Annotated in this window: 5 protein-coding genes; 4 read left to right on the forward strand and 1 reads right to left on the reverse strand. The window is 59.7% G+C overall.

Features of this window, described 5'->3' with window-relative positions:
- Nucleotides 1-149: 149 nt before the first annotated feature.
- Nucleotides 150-1,088 (reverse strand): ABC transporter ATP-binding protein, encoded by a 939-nt coding sequence (locus tag ABX749_RS12835; RefSeq protein WP_372896335.1) that lies wholly within the window; start codon nt 1,086-1,088, stop codon nt 150-152.
- A 165-nt stretch (nt 1,089-1,253) separates the two neighbouring features.
- Between ABX749_RS12835 and msrB the strand changes: the two genes are divergently transcribed.
- The 4 genes from msrB to ABX749_RS12855 all read left to right on the forward strand — a co-directional run.
- Nucleotides 1,254-1,892, forward strand: a complete 639-nt coding sequence (gene msrB, locus ABX749_RS12840) for a peptide-methionine (R)-S-oxide reductase MsrB (RefSeq protein ID WP_372896336.1) — start codon at nt 1,254-1,256, stop codon at nt 1,890-1,892.
- A 621-nt stretch (nt 1,893-2,513) separates the two neighbouring features.
- Nucleotides 2,514-3,263, forward strand: coding sequence for a hypothetical protein (locus ABX749_RS12845; protein ID WP_372896337.1), 750 nt, complete (start codon nt 2,514-2,516; stop codon nt 3,261-3,263).
- A gap of 106 nt (nt 3,264-3,369) precedes the next feature.
- On the forward strand, nt 3,370-3,915 hold the full coding sequence (locus tag ABX749_RS12850) for a DUF6580 family putative transport protein (protein WP_372896338.1): 546 nt from the start codon (nt 3,370-3,372) through the stop codon (nt 3,913-3,915).
- An 885-nt stretch (nt 3,916-4,800) separates the two neighbouring features.
- Nucleotides 4,801-8,594 (forward strand): Ig-like domain-containing protein (locus ABX749_RS12855; protein WP_372896339.1); only part of this gene is annotated, 3,794 nt, incomplete at its 3' end.

The following is an 8,594-nucleotide window of genomic DNA, read 5'->3' on the forward strand; positions in this document are numbered from 1 at the left end:
CTGTTGATTTAATCAGCCGTTTGGCGCGAGCCTACGGGCGCCGGTGAGTAATCGACATAATGAATGCCCGTACGCTTGCGCGAAACGGCTAATCCCACGTGCGATCGGATTAAATCAACAGGCCGTAACGCCACGTGCTGAGGTGAAAATCACTCCAGGAACCAAACGATGCGATCGTGATTGACGGTCGCGTTTCGTTGATGGTCGATCCAGCGGTCGAATGATTCCAGGGCCTGACCCGACTCGAGCGGCTTGAGGTCTTCTTCGTAATAACCCAGCACCGACGTTGAACCGGTCGGTGCGTCGGGGCCAGCCACTTTCCGGCCGTCCTCCGACGCCCAGGCTCCGTCGATACGGGTGACAGGCACGGTGATCAGGGCCGATCGACCGAGGGCCGAAGCGACACCGGGGGTGGCGGGGCGAGTTCGTAATTCTTCGGGCGTATCGAACTGCGCGATCTTGCCGTTTTCGATCACCGCAACACGGCTGGCCAGACGCATCGCCTCGCCGCCGTCGTGGGTGACGTGAATGGTGACGCCCGGCGATTGCTGGTGCAGCCGCGAAAGGTCCTTTTCGATCTGATACCGCAAATTGGCATCGATCGCCGACAGGGGTTCATCCAGCAATCTCACCGATGCCCGGCTGGCGATCGCTTTGGCGACCGCCGCGCGGCGCAATTGCCCGCCGCTGAGTTGCTCCGGCAGACGATCCAGCAGCGATTCCAGTTCCACCATTTTTGCCGCTTCCCGAATCCGTTGCTCGCGTTCGGGGCGAGAGAGGCGGCCGCGGACCCCCATTCCGATTGAGCGGCCGATCGGCCAATGGGGGTACACGCCGGCTTGCTGGGGCACCAGGGCGACGTCGCGATGTCGGGGCGCCACGCAGGTCACATCGCGGCCCGTCAAAAAAATGGTTCCCGATGTCGGGGAAATCAGCCCGGCGATCATTCTCAACAAGGACGTCTTCCCACATCCACTGGCCCCCAAAATCACGACATATTCACCTTCCTGGACCGAAACGCTGATTTCATCCAGGACCTTGTTGCTGTCATAACGGAGAGAAACGTTGTTTAGCTGGACGACCTGCATACAATCAACCATAGTGGGGTCTGCGAAGGCCGAGCGGCCCCGCGCCGTTGGGCCCATTTTGATGGACCACTTCAACCGCCATCGAATACGCCTCGTCCGGTTCGGCCAGGGCGTGGATGCTCGATTGATGATAGCGAAAGATTTGACTGAATAGTTGGAGCCACCATGAATCATTCCATCCATCACGTCGATGCCAAGCGGGTATTCGCCTTCATCTTCGCAGCGGTCCTGGTCTCGATCGGGCTGCGGCCGGCCGGCAGTCAGGATGCCGCCACCGGAGCATCCGGGGCCGATGCGGCAGCAGCGGTGGAGGTGAACGCGGACGCGTCGGCGACGATCGAGTCAGAGAGCGACGCGGACGAAATCGTGGACCCGCCTTACACTCCCAAAACCGTCGCCGAGCTCCAAAAATTACTCAGTCCGATTCAATTCAAAGTCACTCAAAACGAAGAGACTGAAACGGCGTTCCGAAACAAGTATTGGGACAACAAGAAAGAAGGGCTCTACCGCTGTATCGTGTGCGGTCAGGCGCTTTTCACCAGTGAGACCAAGTTCAAGTCGGGCACCGGCTGGCCGAGCTTTTACGATCCGATCAGCAAGGAACGCATCGGGATGAAGGTCGATTTTCGGCTCATCTATCCTCGCCAAGAGGTGCATTGCAGCCGTTGCGAAGCCCACTTGGGGCATGTGTTCAACGACGGCCCCAAAGACAAAACGGGCAAGCGATATTGCCTCAACAGTGCGGCGCTGCAGTTCGAAGAGGCGACGGAGAAGTCGAAGTCTGCGAAGGACAAGAAACGCTAGCTGTTAGCCATTCGGCTAACAGCTTCCGTGGTTTGTGTGCGGCATGGTGCGGGCCCTCGGGCTGCTTGCGATCGCTGCCATGACCCCGACGGGGTCAAAGCCAGTAGCCGGAGGTGAGCGAAGCGATACCTCCGGACATCCGTTCCCTCGCCTGACGCGACCCCGGAGGGTGTGGAAGCAAATCACGCCAGAGCCCTCGGGCCCGGTCTGCTGCAACGCGCACAAGCGTCCCATCAATCTCATTTAGAAAGGCGGACTGCGACGCCGCCAGCAGCTTGATTCGCTGCGACCCCGCCGGGGTCGAGGGGATTTTGGCACCTGCTTCCCGGAGGTGTCGCTGCGCTTACCTCCGGCTACTCGCTGTGATCCCTCCGGGATACTCAGTTCGCTGGCACGCATCGTCTGGGAAACCTTGACGATTGGATGATCTCGACCCGTCGCACCCAATGTCGCGATCAAACGCATGCTGCGTGTTGTGCTTGTCGTCCGCATTCTGGCGTGTTTGTTCTCGTTTCGAATCCGATCGGTCGAACCAGATAATGGGAATGAATCTGATTGTCCGTCCAAACGGAGCATGCGAGAAAAACGATGTTTTGGAATCAAACGAGCAAGTTAGTGCAAATGGCGAAGATCACGGCGTGCCTTGCGCTTGCCACGGTCGCCCCCGCGACCTCGGTGTTCGCAGCGGACCCGGTGCAGAGTGACTTGCCGTCGTACTTGGCTGAGACACCGCTGACGTTTGCGGCATTGGTCCAGGGCGATGGCCAGGCCGGCGAAGCCGTTGACGCTGCGGCGGACACGGCGGCGCAAGCCGACGCCGCGCCACGCACCAACGACGCCACCGTGCCTGTCGCTGAGGATGCCAATCGTTCCCTGTTCTCGGATCGCCAAACGCAACTGGCCGATGGCAAGCTGGTGCTGCCGCCGATCGCGGCCCTGACGACCGACACGACGGAAATTGGCAACGGCGAAGTTCCACTCGGGTTTCGTCAAGGAGAAACCGTTCCGCTGATCCCGTTGCCCGAGTCTGGAATCGATCGCGGATTGCCATGGCAATGGACCGCCCGCCACTGGGCCGCCCCCAATACGTTTTTCCACCCGCTCTACTTTGAGGACCGGATGTTGGAACGCCACGGCCACCAGCGTTACCCCTGCCTTCAGCCGTTTGTGAGCGGTGGACGGTTCTTGGCCCAGGCCGTCTCGCTGCCCTACCTGACCGCGATCGCACCGCCGTCGGAGTGCCAGTACAGCCTGGGTTACTACCGCGCCGGGTCCTGTGTTCCCGCGCTCAAACAGCGGCCGCCGTATCAACGTAAGGCTGTCGTTTCGCAGGCAACTGCGGTCGGCGTGGCGACCGCCATTTTGCAGTAGCGACGAAAAAAATCGTTGGCCGCGTCCACGGCGGTTGGGACTTTCGAAATGGTTGGCAAGTCGCTAAAACGGTGGGAGTCAAGTCTCTCCTACCGATCGGTAAAAAATGATCTACTTGCTGACCCTCGCCATCGCCGCGACTCGTTTTCTGCCGCACCCGCCCAACTTCGCCTGTCTGGGGGCACTTGGGTTGTTCGCGGGTTGTTATTTCGCCGGACGCAAGACCTATCTGGTCCCGGCCGCAGCCCTGTTGATCAGCGATGCGGTTTCCCATTTGATGGGGATTCCCGGCATGGGATTCTACAACCCGATGGTGATGGCAGCGACCTACGTCGGGGTCACGTTGTCGGTTCCACTGGGGCGACTTGTCCGATCCCACGCGGACGCCAGCGGTGTGAATTGGCGGAGACTTCCGATCGGGGCATTCGCCGCCTCCACGGTGTTCTTTGTCGTCAGCAACCTAGGGGTTTGGCTGGGGCCTTGGTATCCCGCCAGCGTGGAAGGGTTGGTGGCGTGTTTTACCAACGCGATTCCGTTTTATGGTTACACCGCTGCCGGCGACCTGCTGTTTGCCGGTGTGATGTTCGGTGCTTATGAGCTGTCCGGTGTGAAGCGGTCAGTCCCCGCCCCCGCGGCAGCCCAAGCGGCTTAGCGCTGGGCGGTCACTCAGGATCAGATCTTGTCACTGGGGCAAGACCGCTAAATCGATATTGATGGGCGCCCGGACGCTGGCGCGAACCGGCTGATATCGATTGATGATCAGCCGTTTGGCGCGAGGCTACGGGGCCCGATCCGACCCGACCCGAGCAAACGACGCTTCACTTAGCGGTATTGCCCGATATCCAAGCGGTGGCCACGGCCTCGTGCGTGCGCTTTCTCGCCAGGCAACCTGCGATTCCCCCAAGGAAGTCCGCCTGACGGGCCGATTTCTGTGCGGAAACGCCCGATTTTGACGGGCTTAGAATCCGCCGAAGGTCGATTTCGGGACCGATTTTGACCGATAATACCGGTTTTGGTCGGAACTCTTCCCAAACAAGCGGCGTCAGAGAGCCACGATTCGTTGACACGGTTATCGGCCCAACTAGAATCGCAGCCATTCCTTATCCAATCGCCTCATACTTCGCATTTTTCCCATCTTCCTGGTTGGGCGAGCCCTTGGTGATTAGTAACGCTTGGGGCAGCGTTCGTCCGATGCATACGAACGAGCGAATTCCCGCGCTACGGCAATCCATGCGAACAGTTACGGCCGCGATCGATGAGAAAATGGAATTAAATGGATAGCCGGGCGTCTCAGAATTACACTCTGCAGAACCCGCAACTTGTACGACCGACCCGCGACACCGCCGCTTTTCGTCAAGGCCCTAGAGGCCGGCACGTTTGGTAGAGACCCTCGATGATCCAACGAACTGAATCGGAAATTCTTAGTCCCAACGCTTCTAACAACGAGATGAGCGACATGAACGTCGATTCTTCGCGGAAACAAAGAAAGACGCGACGAAGCCGTGGGGGTCAGCGCCGACAGCGTCGGCGATTGTTGATGGAGGGGTTAGAGAGCCGGAAACTGCTCGCCGCCGTCAGCAGTGCGGGCAGCAGCAACGCTCCGATCGACACGGATTTGTTTGCACCGTCGAATCCGCGGAACATCGGAACCGTGCCGGCGTTTGTGGTCAACGAGGCGGAAACGGCCAACCAGCAGGGCGTGAACGATTCGCGATTCAGCGCCCAGTTCCTTCCGTTGGGGACGGGGCCTGGTGAGGAGGACACGATCGACATCAACGGCAGCCTGCCGGTGACGATCAGTGGGCAGGGGAACGTCAACGCGGACCTCGACACCTACGCGTTCAACCTGCGAGCGGGTGACATTCTGGACATCGCCGTGGTCGGTGCGGGGGCGAACCTGACGGTCCTGTACGGTCCATCGCAGTTCGGCACGACGTACAATCCGCGGGCGACCAACGGTGCGTTCTGGTTCGGGACCGATTCCAATCAGGGGTTGATCCACCCCGATCCGTCTCCGCTGATGACGTCCGGCAACGCGGTGGGGGCCCAGGTCGTGCCCCATGACGGTACCTATTATTTGCTCGTTGCGCCATCGACCACCTCGGTCAACTACACCGTGGGGCTGCGTGTCTATCGACCGATCTCGGAGAGCTTGCCGATCGGTGCCCAGCAAACCATCTACCTGGATTTCGAAGGCGGGTTCTATCCGAGCACCCTGTTCCCGGGCAGCACCAATCCGTTCGGGATCATTCGATTCTCCTCACTTCGCGAGAACCTGGCCGCACTGGGGCTGCAAGACACTTCTGAGGCGGTATACAACGAGTTGATCGACAAGACGGTCAATCTGGTTCACAGCGACTTCTATTCCGTCATCACCGACGGACAAAACGGCGACTACAACAGCACCGGCAATCCGGGTGACTTCGGAATCCGGATTCTCAACAGCCGCGACGCCGCGTTGGGGCTGTACCCCGAGCCGGCGCTGGACGATCCATTGGTGACGCGTCTGTTCATCGGCGGCACGATCGCGGATGCGGGGATCGACGGCATTTTGGGCATCGCCCAGTCGCTGGACATCGGCAACTTTGACATGAGCGAGAACTCGATCCTGCCGATCGACTTCTTCCTTGCCGCTGCGACACAGTTTCCGATCGCGAACAACAAGAGCGTGTTGGATGCCGTGGCACGTTCGATGGCGTGGACGGTTTCTCACGAGGCCGGGCACACGTTCGGTCTGCGTCACACCGATGGAACCAACGCCGTCGGCTCGATCATCGACGGCGTCGGCCCTCGCCGCGATGAGTTTGGAATGGGCGTCGGCTTTGACGGGATTTTTGGCACGATCGACGACACCATCCCAAATTTCTCGATCGATCGTTTTGATCTCAACGAAGGCTTGTTTGGGTTCCAAGACACGGCCAATGCGTTGGCCTACAGCCTTTCGACCGGCACCGTGGGGACCGGCATCACCGGACGCGTCTTCAACGACCTCAACCGCGACGGACGCGGGACCGGCGACCCGGGACTGCCCGGCGTCACCGTGTTTGCCGATATCATTCAGAACGGCTTTATCGATCCGACCGAGCCCGTGGCCGTGTCCGATGGCAACGGCTTGTATTCCTTAAATGTTGCGGCGGGCACGACCTACAACGTGCTGGCGGTGACACCGCCGCAATTTGCCGCCAGCCTGCCGACCACGCGGTTCGCTTCCGGCGGTGACAGCGGCATCGATTTCGGATTCACCAAGGTGATTTCCGATATCACCGGGACCAAGTTCGCCGACACCAACGGCAACGGAGTCTTTGACTCCACCGAGTCTGGGATCGAAGGGGTCTACATCTACCTGGACTTGGACGGTGACGACAGCCCGGACATCGGTGAACCGTCCGCCATCACCGATGCCAATGGTCGCTATTCCATCAATTTCCCCGGCCCAGGCACTTATACGATTCGGGAAGTTGTTGGACCAGGTTTCGTGCAAACCTTCCCGTCCGGCGGCGAGCATGTTGTCAATTTCAATGGGATTGGATTGACGGACAATTACAACTTCGGGAACCTGCCGTCACGCGACTACGGTGATGCCCCAGATACGTATCAAACGACCGTCGCTGCCAATGGCCCCAGCCACGGCATCAGCACGGCCTTGGGGCTTGGTGCATTGGTCGATCGCGAGACCGATGGCATCCCGACCACGTCCGCACTCGGCGACGATCTGAACAACATCGACGATGAAGACGGCGTGCTGCTGTTGTCGCCGTTGGGACCGGGTGGCACAGCGAGCTTGTCCGTCACGACGCGTAATACCACCGGCAGCGCGGCCTTCCTGCAAGGCTGGATCGACTTCAACGCCAACGGTGTCTTCGACGCTTCGGAGCAGGTGTTCAAGGACCTTCAACTTGCCGCCGGTACTTCGACTCTGACCGTGAACGTGCCCACCGACGCGGTGGTCGGATCGACCTTTGCTCGATTCCGCTATAGTCCGACCGCCGGTCTGGGTGTCGGCGGGGAAGCCGATTCGGGTGAAGTGGAGGATTACCAGTTCGACATCCTGCAGCAGGCGGCTGTCGCCAACGACGACAACTTCACCGTCTCGCGAAACTCGCTTTCGAACCGGCTGGATGTGCTGGCCAACGATTTCGAAACCAGCGTCACCCAACTGAGAATCATCTCGACCAACACCACCGGTACGGTGGGGACACGCGGAGTCGTTTCGATCATCGAAAACGGGCGTGCGATCTCATACACGCCGCCCAACGGTTTCACCGGACGTGACGTGTTCCAATACGTGGTGGTCGACCAGACCGGCACGCAGTACACCGCCTCGGTGGTCGTCAACGTCAACTTCCGATCCAACGTGCCGATCGCGGTGGATGATACGTTTGACATTCCCCAGGGTTCGGCCAACCGGGCATTGAACGTTTTGGACAACGATGTGCCGAGTATCTTCGGCGGCATCTCAATCACCAGCGTGACGGCGGGTGACCAGGGCGGCCAAGTGACGTTGGAAGGCGGCGGCCAGACGATTCGGTACACACCGCAACCCGGATTCGCCGGAACTGAACAGTTCACCTACAGCATTGAAGATGCCAACGGATCGATCAGTACGGCTCAGGTCACCGTCAATTCGCAACCGGGTGCACTCAACGATGACTTGGTCGACTTCACGATCGGAATCTTCGACGTCGTCAATAACAAACCGATCTCCAGCGTCCAAGTCGGACAACCGTTCTACGTCCGCGTGTTCGTCGAAGAGCTGAACAATCCGAACTTCAGCCCCGAAGGCGTGGCCTCGGCGTTCTTGGATCTGCTCTACACCGACGAGCTGGTTTCGACCAACGACACGATCAGCACCGATTCATTCGGATTTGACATCACCTTCGGTGAAAATTTCCAAGGCGGTGGTTTCAAACTGGGAGACGCCATCGTGCCCGGTTTGATCAACGATGTCGGTGCGGTCCAGCCGATTCCCGGCGACGGCAATCTGATTCAGCACACCGATCCGGCCGAATTGTTCACGCTGACCATGACCGGGATTTCCCCGGGGGTCGCGCTGTTCGCCGCCGATCCCGCTGACAGCCCGGTCGCCGAAACGATCCTGGTCGGCGAAGACGTGGCGTTGACGCCGGCTCAACAACGTCTCGGTCGTACCGAACTGACGATCTTCCCGGCCAGTGACAACTTTGCCAGTGCAATCGACGATGCCTTCGTCGATGGTTTCGACTCGGTCGGCAACCGTATCGTGCAGAGCGTGCTGCCCAATACACTCGACGTCCTCGACAATGACCTGTTCGGTCCCACGGGCACGCTTCAGGAATTCGGGATTGTGACCGC

Origin of the sequence: Stieleria sp. (assembly GCF_041595215.1) — a bacterium.
Taxonomy (GTDB): Bacteria; Planctomycetota; Planctomycetia; order Pirellulales; family Pirellulaceae; genus Stieleria; species Stieleria magnilauensis.

Coding starts and splice junctions, on each gene's coding strand:
- ABX749_RS12835 (WP_372896335.1), bottom strand. CDS start 1,088: ATGCAGGTCGTCCAGCTAAACAACGTTTCTCTCCGTTATGACAGCAAC.
- msrB (WP_372896336.1), top strand. CDS start 1,254: ATGAATCATTCCATCCATCACGTCGATGCCAAGCGGGTATTCGCCTTC.
- ABX749_RS12845 (WP_372896337.1), top strand. CDS start 2,514: ATGGCGAAGATCACGGCGTGCCTTGCGCTTGCCACGGTCGCCCCCGCG.
- ABX749_RS12850 (WP_372896338.1), top strand. CDS start 3,370: ATGATCTACTTGCTGACCCTCGCCATCGCCGCGACTCGTTTTCTGCCG.